Origin of the sequence: Gaoshiqia hydrogeniformans (assembly GCF_049347105.1) — a bacterium.
Lineage (GTDB): Bacteria > Bacteroidota > Bacteroidia > Bacteroidales > Prolixibacteraceae > Gaoshiqia > Gaoshiqia hydrogeniformans.
Genome location: NZ_CP186334.1, coordinates 2,812,881 through 2,829,925, shown reverse-complemented (window position 1 = coordinate 2,829,925; position 17,045 = coordinate 2,812,881). Strand labels below are relative to the sequence as shown.

At 46.4% G+C, this 17,045-nt stretch carries 21 protein-coding genes; 12 read left to right on the top strand and 9 right to left on the bottom strand.

Annotated elements, in window-relative coordinates:
* Window positions 1–86: 86 nt before the first annotated feature.
* Both greA and ACOIT5_RS11280 read left to right on the top strand, forming a co-directional pair.
* Complete coding sequence (gene greA / locus ACOIT5_RS11285; RefSeq protein WP_423130578.1) at window positions 87–560, top strand: transcription elongation factor GreA; 474 nt, start codon at window positions 87–89, stop codon at window positions 558–560.
* A 4-nt stretch (window positions 561–564) separates the two neighbouring features.
* Window positions 565–963: an HIT family protein gene (locus tag ACOIT5_RS11280; RefSeq protein ID WP_423130577.1), complete on the top strand. Its 399-nt coding sequence runs from the start codon at window positions 565–567 to the stop codon at window positions 961–963.
* Between the two features lie 70 nt (window positions 964–1,033).
* On the opposite strand, the gene ruvC is transcribed toward ACOIT5_RS11280, so the two are convergent.
* From ruvC to ACOIT5_RS11265, 3 genes are read right to left on the bottom strand one after another with little or no spacing between them, the layout of a single operon-like run.
* Entirely contained in the window at window positions 1,034–1,588 is a 555-nt protein-coding gene (gene ruvC, locus ACOIT5_RS11275) for a crossover junction endodeoxyribonuclease RuvC (RefSeq protein WP_423130576.1), read from the bottom strand.
* Between the two features lie 56 nt (window positions 1,589–1,644).
* Window positions 1,645–2,550, bottom strand: coding sequence for a DMT family transporter (locus ACOIT5_RS11270; RefSeq protein WP_423130575.1), 906 nt, complete (start codon window positions 2,548–2,550; stop codon window positions 1,645–1,647).
* A complete protein-coding gene (locus ACOIT5_RS11265; RefSeq protein WP_423130574.1) occupies window positions 2,551–4,407 on the bottom strand; it encodes a tetratricopeptide repeat protein in 1,857 nt (618 codons plus the stop codon).
* 116 nt (window positions 4,408–4,523) lie between these two features.
* Between ACOIT5_RS11265 and lipA the strand changes: the two genes are divergently transcribed.
* The 5 genes from lipA to ACOIT5_RS11240 all read left to right on the top strand — a co-directional run bounded on the left by lipA (window position 4,524) and on the right by ACOIT5_RS11240 (window position 7,957).
* Entirely contained in the window at window positions 4,524–5,387 is an 864-nt protein-coding gene (gene lipA, locus ACOIT5_RS11260) for a lipoyl synthase (protein ID WP_423130573.1), read from the top strand.
* Between the two features lie 62 nt (window positions 5,388–5,449).
* Window positions 5,450–6,118: a lipoyl(octanoyl) transferase LipB gene (lipB, locus tag ACOIT5_RS11255; protein WP_423130572.1), complete on the top strand. Its 669-nt coding sequence runs from the start codon at window positions 5,450–5,452 to the stop codon at window positions 6,116–6,118.
* Between the two features lie 24 nt (window positions 6,119–6,142).
* On the top strand, window positions 6,143–7,045 hold the full coding sequence (locus ACOIT5_RS11250) for a D-hexose-6-phosphate mutarotase (protein WP_423130571.1): 903 nt from the start codon (window positions 6,143–6,145) through the stop codon (window positions 7,043–7,045).
* A gap of 16 nt (window positions 7,046–7,061) precedes the next feature.
* Window positions 7,062–7,709 (top strand): class I SAM-dependent methyltransferase, encoded by a 648-nt coding sequence (locus tag ACOIT5_RS11245; RefSeq protein WP_423130570.1) that lies wholly within the window; start codon window positions 7,062–7,064, stop codon window positions 7,707–7,709.
* A complete protein-coding gene (locus ACOIT5_RS11240; protein ID WP_423130569.1) occupies window positions 7,709–7,957 on the top strand; it encodes a hypothetical protein in 249 nt (82 codons plus the stop codon). Before ACOIT5_RS11245 ends, ACOIT5_RS11240 begins: the two co-directional genes overlap by 1 nt.
* Window positions 7,958–7,965: 8 nt before the next feature.
* Here the strand turns inward: ACOIT5_RS11240 and ACOIT5_RS11235 are convergent, their stop codons facing one another.
* The 3 genes from ACOIT5_RS11235 to ACOIT5_RS11225 form a co-directional block, all read right to left on the bottom strand.
* Entirely contained in the window at window positions 7,966–8,805 is an 840-nt protein-coding gene (locus ACOIT5_RS11235) for a DUF4349 domain-containing protein (RefSeq protein WP_423130568.1), read from the bottom strand.
* Window positions 8,806–8,839: 34 nt separating this feature from the next.
* On the bottom strand, window positions 8,840–9,421 hold the full coding sequence (locus ACOIT5_RS11230) for a DUF1287 domain-containing protein (RefSeq protein ID WP_423130567.1): 582 nt from the start codon (window positions 9,419–9,421) through the stop codon (window positions 8,840–8,842).
* 123 nt (window positions 9,422–9,544) lie between these two features.
* Window positions 9,545–10,549: a PDDEXK nuclease domain-containing protein gene (locus tag ACOIT5_RS11225; RefSeq protein WP_423130566.1), complete on the bottom strand. Its 1,005-nt coding sequence runs from the start codon at window positions 10,547–10,549 to the stop codon at window positions 9,545–9,547.
* Window positions 10,550–10,831: 282 nt separating this feature from the next.
* Between ACOIT5_RS11225 and ACOIT5_RS11220 the strand changes: the two genes are divergently transcribed.
* A complete protein-coding gene (locus ACOIT5_RS11220; protein WP_423126326.1) occupies window positions 10,832–11,593 on the top strand; it encodes an IS5 family transposase in 762 nt (253 codons plus the stop codon).
* Between the two features lie 106 nt (window positions 11,594–11,699).
* Here ACOIT5_RS11220 and queF read toward each other — a convergent pair whose 3' ends face one another.
* From queF to ACOIT5_RS11205, 3 genes are all read right to left on the bottom strand, one after another.
* The gene (gene queF, locus ACOIT5_RS11215) at window positions 11,700–12,170 is read right to left on the bottom strand and encodes a preQ(1) synthase (RefSeq protein ID WP_423130565.1); all 471 of its coding nucleotides are present in this window, start codon (window positions 12,168–12,170) and stop codon (window positions 11,700–11,702) included.
* A 76-nt stretch (window positions 12,171–12,246) separates the two neighbouring features.
* A complete protein-coding gene (gene queC, locus ACOIT5_RS11210; RefSeq protein ID WP_423130564.1) occupies window positions 12,247–12,912 on the bottom strand; it encodes a 7-cyano-7-deazaguanine synthase QueC in 666 nt (221 codons plus the stop codon).
* A complete protein-coding gene (locus ACOIT5_RS11205; RefSeq protein ID WP_423130563.1) occupies window positions 12,912–13,592 on the bottom strand; it encodes a queuosine precursor transporter in 681 nt (226 codons plus the stop codon). Before ACOIT5_RS11205 ends, queC begins: the two co-directional genes overlap by 1 nt.
* A 226-nt stretch (window positions 13,593–13,818) precedes the next feature.
* On the opposite strand from ACOIT5_RS11205, the gene nikR reads away from it, so the two are divergent.
* The 4 genes from nikR (at window position 13,819) to larB (ending at window position 17,041) form a co-directional block, all read left to right on the top strand.
* On the top strand, window positions 13,819–14,220 hold the full coding sequence (nikR, locus tag ACOIT5_RS11200) for a nickel-responsive transcriptional regulator NikR (RefSeq protein ID WP_423130562.1): 402 nt from the start codon (window positions 13,819–13,821) through the stop codon (window positions 14,218–14,220).
* A gap of 65 nt (window positions 14,221–14,285) precedes the next feature.
* The gene (larE, locus tag ACOIT5_RS11195) at window positions 14,286–15,122 is read left to right on the top strand and encodes an ATP-dependent sacrificial sulfur transferase LarE (RefSeq protein ID WP_423130561.1); all 837 of its coding nucleotides are present in this window, start codon (window positions 14,286–14,288) and stop codon (window positions 15,120–15,122) included.
* 6 nt (window positions 15,123–15,128) lie between these two features.
* Window positions 15,129–16,304, top strand: a complete 1,176-nt coding sequence (gene larC, locus ACOIT5_RS11190) for a nickel pincer cofactor biosynthesis protein LarC (protein WP_423130560.1) — start codon at window positions 15,129–15,131, stop codon at window positions 16,302–16,304.
* Window positions 16,304–17,041, top strand: coding sequence for a nickel pincer cofactor biosynthesis protein LarB (gene larB, locus ACOIT5_RS11185; protein WP_423130559.1), 738 nt, complete (start codon window positions 16,304–16,306; stop codon window positions 17,039–17,041). The genes larC and larB overlap by 1 nt, the downstream gene beginning before the upstream one ends.
* The last annotated feature ends 4 nt before the right edge of the window (window positions 17,042–17,045 follow it).

Below are 17,045 nucleotides of genomic sequence, written 5' to 3'. Positions count from 1 at the left end.
ATAGATTTGTGGAACTAAAGAGTTCCGCTCGCCGGAATTCTTTTTTATTTTATGTAGTCACACACAATTAAAACTGTTTATACAAAATGGGAAAGGTTACCTATATTACTCAGGAAGGTTTTAATAAACTGAAAGAAGAATTGAACTACCTGATGAACGTGGAACGCCCGGCAATTTCGAAACAAATTGGCGAAGCCATTGAAAAAGGTGATATCTCGGAAAATGCAGAGTATGATGCGGCCAAAGATGCACAAGGCATGCTGGAAGCAAAAATTGCTGTACTTCGCGGGAAAATTGCCAATGCCCGGATCATTGATGAGTCGAAGATCGACACCTCAAGTGTTCAGATCATGAACAAAGTGACCATCAAAAACAAAAACAACAATGCTACCATGAAATACACCATTGTTTCGGAGCATGAAGCCGATTTAAAATCAGGCAAAATCTCGATTGAAACCCCGATTGCCAAAGGATTGATTGGCAAGAAAGTGGGCGATGTCGTCGAAATCAAAGTTCCGTCGGGAGTTATTCCGTTTGAAATCATTGATATTTCTTTGTAACATCATGGCAAGCATTTTTACAAAAATTGTCGAGGGCGAAATTCCGGCATACAAAGTAGCCGAGGACGAGAACTTTCTGGCTTTCCTGGATATTTTCCCGGTAGCCAAAGGCCATACCCTGGTGATCCCTAAAAAAGAAGTGGATTACCTGTTTGACCTGGATGATGAAACCTACCTGGGCCTCCAACGGTTTGCCAAAAAAGTTGCCGAAGGCTTGAAAAAGGCCATTCCCTGCCAAAAAGTCGGGGTGTTGGTTTTAGGGCTTGAAGTGCCTCACGCCCATATCCACCTGGTGCCCATGCAAACGGAGGCCGATCTGCTGAGCTTCTCCAATAAGCTGAAGTTGTCGCAGGAAGAATTTACTGAAATTACAAACCGTATTTCAAATGAAATAATCCTGTAATATGAGTTAACCATCAGTTCCCGCTGGTGGTTTTTTATTTACACCAGGCAGGCTGCCCTACCTGCCATCTCTATTTCACCCTGCCGGGATTTTTTTTCACGAACTCGCTCCAGTTCCTGAATTCGCCTTTTCCAACCGGGTTTTTCATTTGCAGGTAATGACAAACAGCCACCGCCACCGCATCGGTGGCATCCAGCTCGGGAGGCAAATCGTCAACCTTCAGCATATTTTTCAGGAAATAGGCTACCTGTTCCTTGGCGGCCCGCCCCATGCCGGTAATCGACTGTTTCACTTTCAGCGGGGCATATTCAAACACGGGAATATCGCGGTGCAAGGCCAGGCCCATCACAATGCCCTGGGCGCGCCCAAGCTTCAGCATTGCCTGAATGTCTTTCCCGTAGAAGGGCGACTCGATGGCCAGTTCGTCCGGTAAATACTCATCAATCAATGCCTGGGTCCGGTTAAAAATATGCTTCAGCCGCAGATAATGATTATTAAAACCGGCAGTTTTCACTACCCCTACCTGGAGGATTTTGGGTTTGCTCCCTTCAATCTCGATCAAACCGTAACCCATCACGACGGTTCCGGGGTCAATTCCCAGTATTCGTTTGCCTTCCAATGCCATATCCGCTGTTTCGTATGTAAGCTAAAGATGCAGAATAAAAAAGAAAATTCCATCGGTTACGAAGCCCGGCTCCTTTGGTTTTTCCGCTTTAGTTGCTGCATAAAGATCCCTAAAAGTATAAAACTTAATCCAATAAACGTGGTCAGATAAATGGTTTCGTGTAATATGGAGTGAATGAACAGCAGTGACAAAAAGGGCGTCAAAAAGATAAAGTTTCCGGTAACGGCGTTGTTTTCACTTTTATGAAGGGCATTGATCCACACGATGTAAGTAATTCCGAGCTCAAACAGGCCCACATATGCCGCTGCGGCAAACGATTTGTCAATGGCAAAAATGAAGGTCGCCTCCGCATCAAACAAGCTGTAAATAAGCAACCAGCCCACGCCGAAAACAAAATTCCAGAACAACACGAATAAGTTATCACGTTTGTCCTTAGTACTTAAAATCCAGTAAAGCGACCAGATGATGCTACTCGAAAGCGCCAGTAAAGCCCCGGTGGTATTGGTCCGGGCAAAACCTTCGACGCTTCCCTGTGAAGAAATGAAAACCACTCCCGCAAAACTAAGCAAAATCGCCCACAGGTTTCGCCAGGTGATTTTTTGCCCCAGCAGCGGAACCGATAAAATAGCCAACGTTATCGGCCAGACCATATTCAACGCCTGGGTTACCTGCGCCGGGTTCAGCGAGTAGGCCTTAAACAGGATGAGATAATATAGAAAAGGGTTTAAAAATCCCTGCATGGCCGATTGCAGCAACTGGTTTCCCTTCATGAGAAACAAGGGTTTCAGCTTTCCCTGTACCACCAGCACCAAAAAAAAGAACGCCAGCGATACCAGCGATGATATAAAAATTAACTGAAACGGATTTAATCCCTCTAAGGCAATTTTAAAGCTTGTAGCCACCGTCGACCATAACAATACAGCGAGCAAGGCCAGCAAAATGGCTGTTTTTTGATTCTTCATTTAATTTGTATCTTTTTCAAACCCGGGTTCAGCCTCTTGCCCGTCACCAAAATCGCCGCGCATCTCCCTGAAGTGCCTGCGCGCTTCACTAACGTAAACGCTTCCGGGGTATTGCACCAGTAACTGTTGATAAAGCGCCATCGCCTCCTCTTTCCGGTTAAGGCGCTGCCCGTAAATCCCGGCTAAGCGGAACATGGCATCATCGCCCAATAAATCATACGGGTAAGTGGTCGTTATTTGCTCCAGGAAAACTGCGGCCTGCTGATAATCTCCGGCAGCGACCGACAAATTGGCTTTCCGGTAATAAATATCATCAATCAGCGAATGATAGGGGTAGGCTTTTCCAATCGAGTCGAGCAAAGTCCAGGCCTTTTCGGCTTCATTCCTGAAGCTGTACAAATCGGCCCGGGCAAAAAGCTGAAGCGGTACCTGCGTGGTATCCAGGTTCATATTGTTCCCGATAAAAAGCGACAGTTCCAGCGCATCATTGGCCACCAGCTTCGACGTGCTGGCTTTTATGACATCCAGTTGCGCCTTTGCCCATTTCAAATCGCCCATGTAATAGGCCAGTCTGGCTTTTTTCAGTTTGGCTTCGTCGCCCAGGTCGTTTGTTTTGTTTCGTTCAATTACCTGCGAGTACAGCAAAACAGCCTCCCAAACATCTCCTTTATACACCTGTACATCGGCCAGTTCTGTCTTCAGTTCATCCTGCTGGACCCGTGAAAGATTCGGAATAGCCATCCCGTCTTCGAGCAACCGGATCGCCTTCTCGGCTTGCCGCATATAAAAAGTCAGTAAATGGGCGTAATCAAGGATCAGGCTGTACGTTTCGGGGAAATAGCCAAGTTCCTGAAAAGTTTCATCAAACCGGCTGGCAATCGTCTCCGGCGTTTGATTTTCAAGGGGGTTCTCAACAAACTGCAAATAAACTAACTGCATTTGCTCGAGCAAAACATTCTTGTAGTAAGCTCCCGAACGACCTTTTTTAAGCATATAATCGTACGCGTTTAAGGCCTCGGCATACTCATTATTTCGTCCTGCGATACGGGCCAGTTCAATGATCTGACGATCTTCCTCCCCGGTCCGCCGGTCGAGGGCAATCTGCTGCCTCAGCGCTGCTGCAAAATTTTTCTCCTGCATGAATATCCAGATCAACAGCCGGTTATAGACCAACACGTCTGGAGCTTGCTGGATACTTTTGAGTACGCGAACCCGGAATTGCTCATGCAGCGACTGATCAACATCCATACGGAGCGCCGACTGAAAAGTGCTCTCGACCTGGCTAAGCGCCGTTTCATCTTCGCGGATCAACAGGAGGTATTCATCAAACATGGCATTATAGTCGCGCTGAAACAAATAAACACGTCCCAATTCATAATGAAAATTTTCTCCGGGCATTTTCTTTCGGCCTTCGCGGTACAGCAACGCGGCATACTCGTACTCACCCCGGTTGATGAGCGTATTCCCCAGTCTCACTAAATCCGGTTTGTTGTTCCGTACCGAAGTTAAAGCCTGCCGGAACATGGCTTCGGCTTCATCGTTCCGTCCTTGTTTTTTTAACAGGTAAGCCCACTGCACATATAAAACGGGGTCGTTGCCGGTACGTCGCAGTTCGCGTTTTATCTCTTTTTCGGCAGTCTCAAAATCGGCATTTTCAACCAAACAAGTCAGATAAACCTCGAAGTAGTAATTGCTGCCCGTGGTTTCGTAAAGCTCGCGATACAAAAGGGCAGCCTTGTCAAAATCCCGCGACTGGTAATACCGGCTTGCCAATTGCAGTTTATTGGCATCGGGCATTTGTTGCTGCCCCGACGCGAAAAACGGGAAAACCAGGCATCCGAGGATTCCCCAAAGCATTAGCCATCTTTTTATTTTTGACATCATGATCTGCAAAAATAACAATCCCTCATGAGCTTTGTTAACAAAGTCTTCCAAATAAATACCTTATTTTTGGTGAAAATTTTCCAAAAATCATGGACGACGAATTGCAGCCAAGGCCACGCCTGCCACGCTGGATGAAAATGAAAATGCCCAAAGGAGAAAGTTATTCCAGGGTAAAGAATTTGGTGAACAAGCACGGACTGCACACCATTTGCACCAGCGGAAACTGCCCCAACATTGGCGAATGCTGGAACCGCGGCACAGCCACTTTGATGATTTTAGGCGACATTTGTACCCGCAACTGCAAATTTTGCGGTGTACAAACAGGCAAACCGCTGCCACCCGACCCGAAGGAACCGCGGCGCGTTGCCGAATCCATCCGGCTGATGCAATTAAAACATGCCGTGATCACCTCCGTCGATCGCGACGACCTGCCCGATTTGGGGGCCGCATTCTGGGCAGAAACCATCCGCGAAGTGAAACAATTAAATCCGGACACCCGGCTGGAAGTACTGATCCCTGATTTTCAGGGAAAGCCGGAACTAATTTTACAGGTAACCAACGCCCGCCCCGAAGTGATTTCACACAACCTGGAAACCGTGGAACGACTGAGCCCGCACATTCGCAGCTCGGCCAGATACCGCCGCAGCCTGGACGTAATTTCCGTTATCGCGAAAACCGGTCTGGTTCCTAAATCGGGCATCATGCTGGGATTGGGCGAAACCGAACCGGAAGTCATCCAAACGATGGACGATTTGCTGTCGGCCGGTTGCCGGGTAATTACCATCGGACAATACCTGGCGCCAACCATAGCGCATATCCCGGTAATAGCATACATCAGCCCCGAACAATTTGAGAAATACCGAACAATCGGACTCGAAAAGGGTTTCTCATTTGTAGAAAGCAGCCCGCTGGTCCGTTCGTCGTACCGGGCAGAGCTGCATGCCGGGGCCTGACCGGAAATCCGGCAGGAAACCAAAGCCGGAAAACTGAAAATCGGAAACTGAAAATTTTAAAAATGGCAAATTTTAATTACGAAGACCTGGGTCGGAAAGACTATAAAGCCTGCTGGGACTACCAGGAAGAAATACTGGAAATGGTGCAGGCTGATAAAAAAGCCACAGGCGCTTCAAGCGAACTTAACCGTTTTTTGCTGGTTGAGCATCCGCATGTATACACGCTGGGAAAAAGCGGCGACGAGCATAATCTACTGGTTCACGGCGATTTTCTTAAAAAGATTGACGCCACCTTCCATAAAATCAACCGGGGAGGAGACATTACTTATCACGGTCCCGGTCAGTTGGTAGGCTACCCGATTATCGACCTGGAATATTACAAAATCGGCGTGCGCGAATACATTGAAAAGATGGAAGACGCCATCATTGCCACCCTGGTCCATTACGGATTGACCGGAGGACGCAAGGACGGCGCCACGGGCGTATGGCTCGATGCCGGCATTCCGTCCAAAGCCCGTAAAATTTGCGCCATCGGTGTGCGTGTCAGCCGCTATGTCACCATGCACGGCTTTGCACTGAACGTCAACACCGATTTACGCTACTTCAACTACATCAATCCCTGCGGTTTTCTCTCCTACGGCGTCACTTCAATCGAGCGCGAACTGGGACGCCCGGCAGACATGAATGAAGTCAAGGAAATCGTGAAAACAAAGTTTAATGACAACTATTAAAAAAGACAACTAAATATAGACAACATGACTGATTTCGAAACCCTGGAAGAAAAATTTAGCATTGAAGGCGAAGTAGGCTTTGCCGAACTGGAAAATGATCTGGTTTACCTAACCGTTTCCAACAAATATGCCGAGGCCGACATTTGTTTGTACGGCGCCCATGTGACCCGTTTTCGTCCGCACAAAACGATGGACATCCTGTGGATGAGCCCCGACAGTTTTTTTGAAGTTGGCAAACCAATCCGAGGCGGCATTCCTGTCTGCTTTCCCTGGTTTGGCCCCCATAAAACCGACACGCAAAAACCACAGCACGGCTTTGCCCGGCTGATGTACTGGGAGGTGTTGGAAACAGCTTCCATGCCCACCGGCGAAACACGGGTCCGGCTGCAGCTGAGCTCGTCGGAAGAAACCAGGTTTTACTGGCCTTTCGATTTCGTGGCCGAACTCGACATTACCGTGGGCGCCAGGTTAACCGTGACCCTGAAAGTGACCAACACCTCTACCAATCCGTTTGAATACAGCAGCGCGCTGCATTCGTACTTCTTCCTGTCGGGTATCGAAAACATCAGTATCGAGGGCCTGCAGGGAACCACTTATTACAATCAGCTCAATCCGGGTAACGAAGTACAGGAAGAGGCGGTTTTGAAGATCAACGAAGCGCTTACACGCCACTACCTCGACACCGAAGCAGCGGTGGTGATTGCCGATCCCGTTTTCCGCCGCCGCATCCTCGTCGAAAAAACGGGCAGCCAGGTAACAACTGTCTGGAATCCGGGACAAGAAGCCTGCGCCTCCATTGCCGATCTGCCAAACGATGCGTATGAAACTTTTGTTTGCGTGGAAGCAGTTAATGCCTTCAACAGTCCCGTTAGCCTGGCCCCCGGTCAATCGCACGAAACATCTGCTATTCTTGGAATTGAAGAATAGCCGGAAAAATGCTTTTATGAACATCTTTGCCCAAACAGAAATTGCCCGGGAGTACGACACCTATTACCAGTCGGAACAAGGACGCCTGGTTGACGAACTGGAAAAACAGGCAATCCTGAACCTGCTGAAACCGGTAAGCCCGGGCAAAATGCTCGAAATTGGATGCGGCACCGGCCACTGGACTGAATTTTTCAGCGAACGGGGATTTCACATCACAGCAACCGATGTGGCCGAATCCATGCTGACTTTTGCCCGGAAAAAGGCGATCTCCCAAGTGCAGTGGATGACTGCCGACGTTCGCCAACTGCCCTTTGCCGACCATACATTCGACCAAGTGGCCGTGATTACGGCGCTGGAATTTTGCGGTGACATCAACCATGCATTTGCCGAAATGAAACGGGTATTAAAACCCGGCGGCTGGCTGATTGCCGGTTGTCTGAACTCCGATTCAACTTTAGGAAAAATCAAAGAGCAGGACCCGGTATTCCGGCATGGGGATTTTATGAGCCGGGAACAACTTCGCAGTCATTTGCTGAAAATCGGCCATCCGGAAATTACGGAATGTGTTCACCTGTCCGCCGATTTTCAAATCCTTGATCAAACCGAAGAAAAACAAACCGCGCCGGGCGTGTTTATGGCCGCGGTGGTAAAAAAAACAATCTGATGCACATTACCGTCGAAATAAGCTATTATCCGCTCCTCAACGCATATGAACAAGCCGTTTGGGAGCTGCTGGACCTCCTAAAAGACCGGCCCGGAATCTCGGTAACAACCGGCACCATGAGTTCGCTGATTGCAGGCGAATATGAGCCGGTTATAGAACTGCTCCGCCAGGCCATGAAGCAGCTGATGCAAAAATACCCTTCGGTATTCACTTTAAAGATCGCGAACACCTGTGAGGTGAGACCGTGAGTCCGGGTTTAGTTCCGGCTTTTCCGCTTCTTTTTATACTTTTTCAACAAATACAGGATCAGGGATACGATTAACCAAAATGGCCAGATTTTGATCATAAAGAGAACAAAATCAACAAATCCGAACCAACCCCGTGAAAGAGATTGCTTTAAGCGTTCGGTAAATTTGCCCCGTTTGGCCGGATTATACTTAAAATCTTTCTGTTTCGATATCCATAAATTAAGGGTACTGTAATGAACCAAATCGGCCAGGTAGGTTAACCGGCCGGTGGCGCTTTCAATTTCTTCTTCCAGACCCCGGATTTTTTCCTCAATCTCCAGAATTTCTTTCACGGTCTTGGCCTGCTTCAAAAGGTCCTGATAGCGGGCCAAATAATTCCGTTTATTTGCCAGCCGCGTTTCCAAATCGATAAATTGATCGGTGACGTCGCGGGCATCAATTTCTTTATACAGGATTTCTCCACTGCCCGCCTCTACCTGCAAAATAAAATTTTCGAACTGGCTGCAGGGAATCCTGACGTTTAAGTTGTACGACGATTCGTAGTCGGTATTATTAAAACTTTCGTTGGCATAATAGCCACCGTGCATTTTCACCAGGCTGTCGATTCGCGATTTCGACCTTTCAAGTTCATTTACCCTCAAGCCCAGGCGACCGTCTTTGATGATCTTTTTCTTATCAACTTCAGTCTGTTCAAGTTCGTCAATCGTTGTTGCCTCCCGCGACTGGTTGGTTTGCGGAACAATTTCTTTTTCAACGCCGGCCAGGTCGTAGTTCATCCGGTCACTACCGGTTTCAGCACACGAGAAAACCATGAATGCAAACACCATGAGGTTGAGAATCTGTTTCATTTGTTTTGGGTTTAATTATTTTTATCTGTTGCTATCACTTTTCATAGCGGTAATGTCCGATTATTTTGAAGCGAAACAAACAGTCTTCAATCACCTGCCCGCCCCCGATGTTGTGGACAATTAAATATCGTTGTCCGTCAGTCGATTTTTTCCTGGACAACAGTCCAATGTGCGTTGTTCCGCCTCCCAGGTTCCAGCAAACGATATCCCCGGGTTGATAGTCATTGGGCTGATTACTGATCGTCATTACGATGCCTTTCCTCGTGAAAAATGTCATGAGATTGGGAACCCGCCGGTGGTCAATGTTTTTGTCAGGACGAGTCAGTCCCCAATTATTCGGGTACTTGTCGAAATTTAAGCTCATGTCTTCATGCACTTCTTTTTGCAAGTCAATTCCAAATTTCCGATAAGCCCTGATCACCACGTCAGTACAAACACCTTTGCCGGCAGGAACGTCTCCGTTTGGATAGTCAATCCGGGTGTATACCGGGTCGTATTGAACTTTTTGTTTCGTCAAAACCAGTACCGAATCAGCCAATCGTTCGTAAAAATCGTTTTGTCCGACTGAATTTAAAGCCAAAAGAAAAAAGAGGATATTGAGTAATGTCTTTTTCATCATTAGGTGCCCCAAAGTCATATTTTGTTCGGATTAGGAGGCGATCTCCATTGTTGAAACCCCATTCCCTGCAAGCTCAACGGAAGCGGCCTGCGCTATCTCATCTGTGCTGCTTTGTCGCGTTTAATATTCTTTATTCTCAATCAGTTCTTTTAGTTTCTCTTTACTAGGCAATACGGTTTGGTATTTACTTGCAAATATCTGTTCATTATTCTCCGGCAACGTATATTGTACCACCGATTCACTTTTGTTCTGACATAAGATCAGACCGATCGTTTTGTTTTCATCATTTAACCGAATTTCTCTGTCATAGTAATTCACATACATCTGCATTTGACCAATATCCTGATGTCTTAATTCACCTATTTTCAGATCAATAAGTACAAAGCATTTTAAAATCCGGTTATAGAAAACTAAATCTATCCGAAAATGTTTGTCATCAAAGGAAAGTCTCTTTTGCCGGGCAACAAATGTAAAACCAGTACCAAGCTCCAATAAAAAATGCTCAAGTTTATCAATTAGTTTTTGCTCCAAATCACTCTCTGAATAGGCCGACTTTTCGGGAAGCCCGATAAAATCAAGTATATATGGGTCCTTGATTGCGTCTTTCGGATATTCAATTATCAATCCTTCTTGTGCTAATTTTAAAGCTTCATTCTTATTTCTGCTCAACGCTAACCTTGTATAGAGTGCACTGTCGTATTGTCGTTGTAATTCATTAACACTCCAATTATTTTTAATGGATTCTATTTCATAAAATTTGCGCTCACTTTCATCATCAATCCGCATGAGCTTTAGATAATGCGACCAACTCAATTTGAAATCGTCAGACACTATCTGACCTTTTGAATAAGTCAGATAGAAACTTCTCATTTGCTTTAGATTGGTTGACGAGAATCCTTTCCCAAATTCATCCGACAGCTTTTTTGACAAATCATTAATTAAATTTTGGCCATATTTTGCTTTTTCTTCGCCATGTTGCTCTTCCTCAACAATTAGCCGACCAACCTCAAAGTAGGTTTCAACCATCGTCGTGTTAACCGATTGAAGGACCGTTTTACGAGCGGTTTTTAACAATTCTAAAATCTTTGAATAAAAAGCGTCAATATGTTTATTCAACCCTGCCATTGATTATATGCTCTCAAAACAATTTTAGGATAGGCGTCCTGTGTCATCTCCTGTTGTATTATTATTGCTGAATTTTGTCGTCGTATCTTCTTCCAATCAGCTGCCTAACCGGATTTCTCCTGTTTGGTTCGTCCAAATTACTAAGAGACTGTTTTGATTTTAAATTTAAAAAATATTATAGCGCAATTAACACCAAGGTGTTTATAATTAAAAAATTGGTTATCAGCTAACTATATCAGGTTAGATTTTCTTTGCACTAAAATAACGACAAATTAGTGTACGATGAAAATTTACCCAAGTGATTTAACCGATAACCAGTGGCAAGTTATAAAAGATTTGTTTGAACAAGAGCGAAAAAGAAAACATAGTTTACGATCAATTGTGAATGCAATTTTGTACATAACCAAATCCGGTTGCCAATGGCGGATGCTCCCCAACGACTTTGCGCCATGGCAGACAGTTTATTATTACTTCAGACAGTGGAAGTTAAACGGGCTTTTGGAGGAATTGCATGATTATCTTGTCGAAAAGGTCAGGGTGCAAAAAGGCAGAAACCCTGTTCCATCTGTTGGCATAATTGACAGTCAATCCGTTAAAACAGTCAATGTTTGTCAAGACGAGATTGGGTATGATGGCGGCAAAAAGATTAAGGGCAGAAAAAGGCACATTGTTGTTGATACCCTTGGCTTACTACTGGCCATTGTAGTCCATTCAGCAACGCCACATGACAGCAAGGCCGCAGAACTTGTATTTAAAATCCTTAAAAATAAATACATAAAAGGGATCGTAAAAATATTTGCCGATGGCGGTTATCGGGGGGAATTAATAGAGACAGCCAGGATAAAATTTGGTTGGGCCCTCGAAATTGTCAAAAGAAATGAAGCCCACAAATTCAAAATCCTGCCTAAAAGATGGATTGTTGAAAGAACATTTGCCTGGATTTCATTTCAACGACGGACCTCGAAAGACTATGAAAGGTTGACCGAAACAAGTGCAGCCTTTGTCCAATTATCAATGATAAGATTGATGCTTAACAAATTTTGACAATGATTTCAAAACAGTCTCTAAACTTTACGTAATTATTTTTAAACAAATGCTGTTTTTTTATTCTATCCGCAGTTATCAGAACAGGAAATAATCATACAGCGGGTTACCGGTTATCTATTTTTTCCGGGTTCAGATCATGGTTTTGCAGGCGATACCAGGCCAGTTCTTCGTATTTGGTGCCGGGCCGCCCGTAGTTCGAATACGGATCGATGCTGAGACCGCCGCGCGGCAGAAATTTCCCCCAAACCTCGATGTATTTGGGATCCATCAGTTTGACCAGGTCTTTCATCATGATGTTGATGCAATCTTCGTGAAATGCGCCGTGGTTGCGAAAGCTAAACAAATACAGCTTGAGCGATTTGCTTTCAACCATTTTTGCCCCGGGCATGTAGCTGATGTAAATGGTGGCAAAATCGGGTTGCCCGGTGATGGGGCACAGGCTGGTAAATTCGGGCGCATTAAATTTCACCCAAAAATCATTTTCCGGATGTTTATTGTCGAAGGTCTCAAGCAGATCCGGCGAGTAGTCGAACAAATAATTGGTTTCGTTTCCAAGTTGTTTCAAGTTGTCCATATCCGTTAAATTCCAGGTTTCAAGTTTCAAATTTCAAGTTCCAGGGTTCAATGACCAATAACCAATGACCGTTTAACTAACCCCCATTCCCGGTTTCTCGCTTTTTCAAATAATTATCCAGGCCGTTTCGCCGCAATTTGCAGGCGGGGCAATGCCCGCAACCGTCGCCAGTAAGCCCATTATAACAGGTGAGCGTTTCGTTGCGCACCAACTCAAAAACGCCCAACTCGTCGGCCATCTGCCAAATCTGCTCCTTATTCTTCCACATCAGCGGCGTATGAATCTCATACGCGTAATCCATCGACAAGTTTAGTGTTTGGTTAAGCGAGCGGACAAACTCGTCGCGGCAATCGGGATAGCCGCTGTAATCGGCCTGCCCGACCCCGGTCACCAAATGATGAATGCCCCGCGACTTGGCATATACGGCTGCATAGGTCAGAAAAAGCATGTTCCGTCCTTCAACCAGCGTGTTGGGCGGATTGTTGGCAGGTTTGTCTTCATCGACCTTGATATCGGGATTGGTAAGCGCGTTGCTGGTGATCTGCCCCAATAAATCGAGCTTATACACATGAAACGGCACTCCGGCTTTTCGGGCAATTGCCTCGGCAACCTGCAATTCGCTCCGGTGTTTTTGCCCGTAATCAAACGAAATGGCCTCAAGCTCATCAAATAGCTGTTTAGCCCAAAACAGGCAGGTTGTCGAATCCTGCCCGCCCGAAAAAACCACCAATGCCTTGTTCATTAAATTTGTTTTAAACGAAACGGGTTGTACGAAATATCCTCATCAAACGTATCAACACCCTCCATTTCCTTTACTTTTTTCACCACCAAAACGGTGAATGGCAGAATGAGAATTTCGTAAGCTGTTTTCAGTAAAGCCTGCGTTACAATCATCGTCAGGATAACCGGAAGCGGAAAAATACCGGTAAACGCAATGATAATGAAGATCATCGAGTCGGCGCCTTCGCCGGCCAGGGTCGAAATGATGGCGCGCAACGAAAAACCTTTGCCTTTGGTGAGCAGTTTAAACTTGCTCATCACGTAGGCGTTGAGGAAGGAGCCGATCAGGTAAGCCATCAGGCTGGCAAAAACAATCCGTACCGAGCTTCCCACAATTTGCTGAAAAGCTTCCTGTCCTTCATAAAAAGGAGCAGCCGGCATCGAAATAGCCAGCATAAAGAATAATGCAGCCAGCAGATTCACCCCAAAACCAGCCCAGATAATCAGGCGCGCTTTGGCGTAGCCCCATACCTCGGCAATTACATCGTTAATGATGTAGGCGACCGGGAAGATCAACACCCCCGCCGGCGCCGACCATGGTCCGATCAGGATAATTTTGGATGCTAAAATGTTTGCGATTAGCAGGGAAGCCGCGAACAACACTCCCGTTAACAGGAATAATACCGAAACTTGATTTTTCATTTTACTTGTTTTTTACGTGGTTACCAAGCACACGTGATTCATGATGCCGCAAAAGTAATCATTTTTCATTGATGCGCTTTCGCGAAACTGCAAACTTTGGAACGTCCGTCGTTCTGGTCAAAATAATCTCTCCTCCAAAAGCCAATAAAAGATGAATGAAGGATGCTCATATCTTTTTTTTTCTATTTTTGTAAAAGATGTTACTTTTTTAAAAATTGATGTTACTATGGCAGTTTCCAGGTTTGGCGTATCGTTGGAAAAGGACCTTTTGGATGCCTTGGATGAATACGTGCAGGATAATCACTTTTCGAACCGGTCGCAGGCGATCCGCCAGCTGATCAGCCGGAATGTTGTTGAACGGAAATGGCAATGCAATAACCATGTTGCCGGATCAGTTACCCTGGTTTACGATCCGCATCGCAGGGAAATCCTGAGCCTGCTTGCCGATGTCCAGGAAACCTTCTCGCAGGAGATCCTATCGACACAACGGGTCATCCTCGACAAATCGAAACACATGGAGATTTTTGCCATCAAAGGGGTGGCCAGCCGGTTAACCGACCTGGCCGATAAGCTGATCACCATCAAAGGAATGCAACACGGCAAATTAACCATGAGCCGGGTTGATTAACCCGTTTGGCATTGGCTTTCGGTTGTTATATAAATGCGATCTTAAAAACAATAAAACCTGTAACCATGAATGAGCTTTCTCCACATCTTCAACATAAACTTGACCGGTTGGAACAATGGTTTTCCTCCCGAAAAGGTTCAATTGTCGCTTTTTCGGGCGGAATTGATTCAACCCTGGTGTTGTTTCTGGCCTGGAAATTCCAGGGAAAACAACACGCCATCGGCGTCATTTCCAATTCCGAAAGCCTCAAGCAAAAAGATTTTGAGTTGGCAAAAAATTTCTGTCAAACATTCGACATCCGTCTGGAGATCATTAAAACCAAAGAGCTAACCGACTTGCGTTACAACCAGAACCCGGAAAACCGGTGCTATTTCTGCAAAGAACATCTGTTTCACGATCTGCAAACAGTTAAGGAAAAATATCCTGAATTTGATGTACTGAGCGGCACCAACCTCGACGACCTGGGCGATTACCGCCCCGGATTGCAGGCGGCGGCCCAATACCGGGTTTTGTCGCCAATGGCCGACTGCAAGCTCACGAAAGACGAGTTACGCCAAATCGCGAAACATTTTGAACTTCCCAATTGGGACAAACCGGCCAGCCCCTGCCTGAGTTCGCGCATTCCGTACAATCACCGGATCACCTACGAAAAGCTCCGTCAGGTTGAAGCCGCCGAGAATATCCTCAACGAGTTCGGGTTCAACGATGTCCGGGTGCGTCATTATGGCGACTACGGGCAGGTGGAAGTAAAAAAAGAAGAACTGGAAAAACTGTTGCTGATGGAAGATCTCGTCGTTGACAAAATCAGGGCAGTCGGATTTCCGCAGGTGAAGATCGACCGCGAAGGGTTGGTTTCAGGAAAGCTCAACCGGGTATTGAAGGACATTCATCAGAAAAAATAGGCTACTATGAAGATATTGTATTATGATTGTTTTGCAGGAATCAGCGGAGATATGAACATGGGAGCGCTGATCGATCTGGGGGTAGATGCAGGTTATCTGAAAACAGAGCTGGAAAAGCTAAACATTGCCGGTTTTCATCTCAACATCAAACCCGACCAGCGCAGGGGTATTTCAGGCACAAAAGCCGAAGTCGTCATTGAAAACCCGGATAACGAAAAACACCGCCACCTGAGGCATATTGAAGAGATCATCAACAACTCCGCCCTGCCGGAGCATGTCAAACTAAACTCCTTAAAGATTTTTAACCTGATTGCCGAAGCTGAAGCGAAAGTGCACAACATTTCTAAAGAAAAAGTCCATTTTCATGAAGTCGGCGCTCTTGATTCGATTGCAGACATTGTTGGCGCAGCCATTTGCCTCGATTATTTAAAAGTCGACAAAGTGATGTCTTCGTCCATCCAACTGGGAGGAGGCACCGTAAAATGCGCTCACGGAATCATGCCGGTCCCTGCGCCGGCAACAGCGCTGATTGTGCAAAACGTTCCGGTAAAAAGCGGTTTGGTGAACCATGAGGCCACCACGCCAACCGGCGCTGCCATTTTAGTCGCAACGGTCGACGAATTTACCGACAGCATCAATTTCCGGATTACCAAAACAGCTTACGGCATTGGTAACCGCGACAGCGAAGTCCCGAATGTTTTACGTGTTTACCTGTTGGAATCAACCGATAACGTTAGCGATGTGCAGCCTGAACCCGCCATGGTTCTGGAATGCAACATCGACGATATGAACCCCGAACATTTTGATTTTATCCTGGATCAGCTGTTTCGGGCCGGGGCCAGCGATGCCTGGATGATCCCGGTCATCATGAAAAAATCGCGCCCCGCAACCATGCTTTCGGTCCTTTGCCCTGAAAATTTAACAGGGAAACTAAAGGAAATCATTTTCACACACAGTACCTCTATTGGCATCCGGGAATACCGGGTTACAAAAAATGCCCTTCGCCGCGAAGAATCGACCATCGAAACCGCTTATGGCGTAGTTCGGGTGAAAAAAAGCTTTTACAACGGGAAACTGATACGCGTCAAACCGGAAGCGGAAGATTGCCGGGAATGGGCCGAGAAAAACCAGATCAGCATTTCGGAGGTCGAGCATGCTGTTCGTAAAACCTTGTTTCAATAATGGAACTGAAAGATATTCTCGAAAAATACAAGCAGGGCGAAATTGAACTCGTAGATGCACTGGAAAGGCTTTCCGGACGCGGCATTGAAGAAATGGGCTTTGCCACCATCGACACCGACCGGCAACACCGGACCGGGATGCCGGAAGTGATCTACGCTTCGGGAAAAACCGCTGAGCAGGTTTGCCTGATTGCCGAACGCATGTATCAGAAAGGGATCGACCTGCTGGCTACCCGGGTCAGCCCAGAGATGTATGATGCCGTAAAAAACGTGATCCCCCAGGCCGACTATAACCCCTTGGCCAAAACCATTACTCACAAAAAAAATCATCAGCCGGTCCACAAAGGCTACATCGCCGTTGTGGCTGCCGGCACATCCGATTTGCCGGTGGCTGAAGAAGCCGTGGTAACGGCCCGCTTTTTAGGCAACCGGGTCGAAACGGTTTACGATGTGGGGGTAGCCGGTATTCACCGACTGTTTAACAAGCTGGAGATCATCCGGAATGCCCGCGTCATTATTGTCGTGGCAGGCATGGAAGGCGCCCTGGCCAGCGTGGTTGGCGGACTGGTAGACAAACCGGTAATCGGGGTCCCCACCAGCATTGGCTATGGGGCTAATTTTGGCGGGCTGTCGGCCCTGCTATCCATGCTCAACAGTTGCGCCAGCGGCGTGAGTGTCGTCAATATCGATAACGGCTTTGGAGCCGCCTGCCAGGCATCATTAATAAATAAACTTTAAGATC

What these genes read in the sequence shown, in the direction of transcription:
- greA (WP_423130578.1), top strand. Translation starts at nt 87, where the DNA reads ATGGGAAAGGTTACCTATATTACTCAGGAAGGTTTTAATAAACTGAAA.
- ACOIT5_RS11280 (WP_423130577.1), top strand. Translation starts at nt 565, where the DNA reads ATGGCAAGCATTTTTACAAAAATTGTCGAGGGCGAAATTCCGGCATAC.
- ruvC (WP_423130576.1), bottom strand. Translation starts at nt 1,588, where the DNA reads ATGGCATTGGAAGGCAAACGAATACTGGGAATTGACCCCGGAACCGTC.
- ACOIT5_RS11270 (WP_423130575.1), bottom strand. Translation starts at nt 2,550, where the DNA reads ATGAAGAATCAAAAAACAGCCATTTTGCTGGCCTTGCTCGCTGTATTG.
- ACOIT5_RS11265 (WP_423130574.1), bottom strand. Translation starts at nt 4,407, where the DNA reads ATGCTTTGGGGAATCCTCGGATGCCTGGTTTTCCCGTTTTTCGCGTCG.
- lipA (WP_423130573.1), top strand. Translation starts at nt 4,524, where the DNA reads ATGGACGACGAATTGCAGCCAAGGCCACGCCTGCCACGCTGGATGAAA.
- lipB (WP_423130572.1), top strand. Translation starts at nt 5,450, where the DNA reads ATGGCAAATTTTAATTACGAAGACCTGGGTCGGAAAGACTATAAAGCC.
- ACOIT5_RS11250 (WP_423130571.1), top strand. Translation starts at nt 6,143, where the DNA reads ATGACTGATTTCGAAACCCTGGAAGAAAAATTTAGCATTGAAGGCGAA.
- ACOIT5_RS11245 (WP_423130570.1), top strand. Translation starts at nt 7,062, where the DNA reads ATGAACATCTTTGCCCAAACAGAAATTGCCCGGGAGTACGACACCTAT.
- ACOIT5_RS11240 (WP_423130569.1), top strand. Translation starts at nt 7,709, where the DNA reads ATGCACATTACCGTCGAAATAAGCTATTATCCGCTCCTCAACGCATAT.
- ACOIT5_RS11235 (WP_423130568.1), bottom strand. Translation starts at nt 8,805, where the DNA reads ATGAAACAGATTCTCAACCTCATGGTGTTTGCATTCATGGTTTTCTCG.
- ACOIT5_RS11230 (WP_423130567.1), bottom strand. Translation starts at nt 9,421, where the DNA reads ATGAAAAAGACATTACTCAATATCCTCTTTTTTCTTTTGGCTTTAAAT.
- ACOIT5_RS11225 (WP_423130566.1), bottom strand. Translation starts at nt 10,549, where the DNA reads ATGGCAGGGTTGAATAAACATATTGACGCTTTTTATTCAAAGATTTTA.
- ACOIT5_RS11220 (WP_423126326.1), top strand. Translation starts at nt 10,832, where the DNA reads ATGAAAATTTACCCAAGTGATTTAACCGATAACCAGTGGCAAGTTATA.
- queF (WP_423130565.1), bottom strand. Translation starts at nt 12,170, where the DNA reads ATGGACAACTTGAAACAACTTGGAAACGAAACCAATTATTTGTTCGAC.
- queC (WP_423130564.1), bottom strand. Translation starts at nt 12,912, where the DNA reads ATGAACAAGGCATTGGTGGTTTTTTCGGGCGGGCAGGATTCGACAACC.
- ACOIT5_RS11205 (WP_423130563.1), bottom strand. Translation starts at nt 13,592, where the DNA reads ATGAAAAATCAAGTTTCGGTATTATTCCTGTTAACGGGAGTGTTGTTC.
- nikR (WP_423130562.1), top strand. Translation starts at nt 13,819, where the DNA reads ATGGCAGTTTCCAGGTTTGGCGTATCGTTGGAAAAGGACCTTTTGGAT.
- larE (WP_423130561.1), top strand. Translation starts at nt 14,286, where the DNA reads ATGAATGAGCTTTCTCCACATCTTCAACATAAACTTGACCGGTTGGAA.
- larC (WP_423130560.1), top strand. Translation starts at nt 15,129, where the DNA reads ATGAAGATATTGTATTATGATTGTTTTGCAGGAATCAGCGGAGATATG.
- larB (WP_423130559.1), top strand. Translation starts at nt 16,304, where the DNA reads ATGGAACTGAAAGATATTCTCGAAAAATACAAGCAGGGCGAAATTGAA.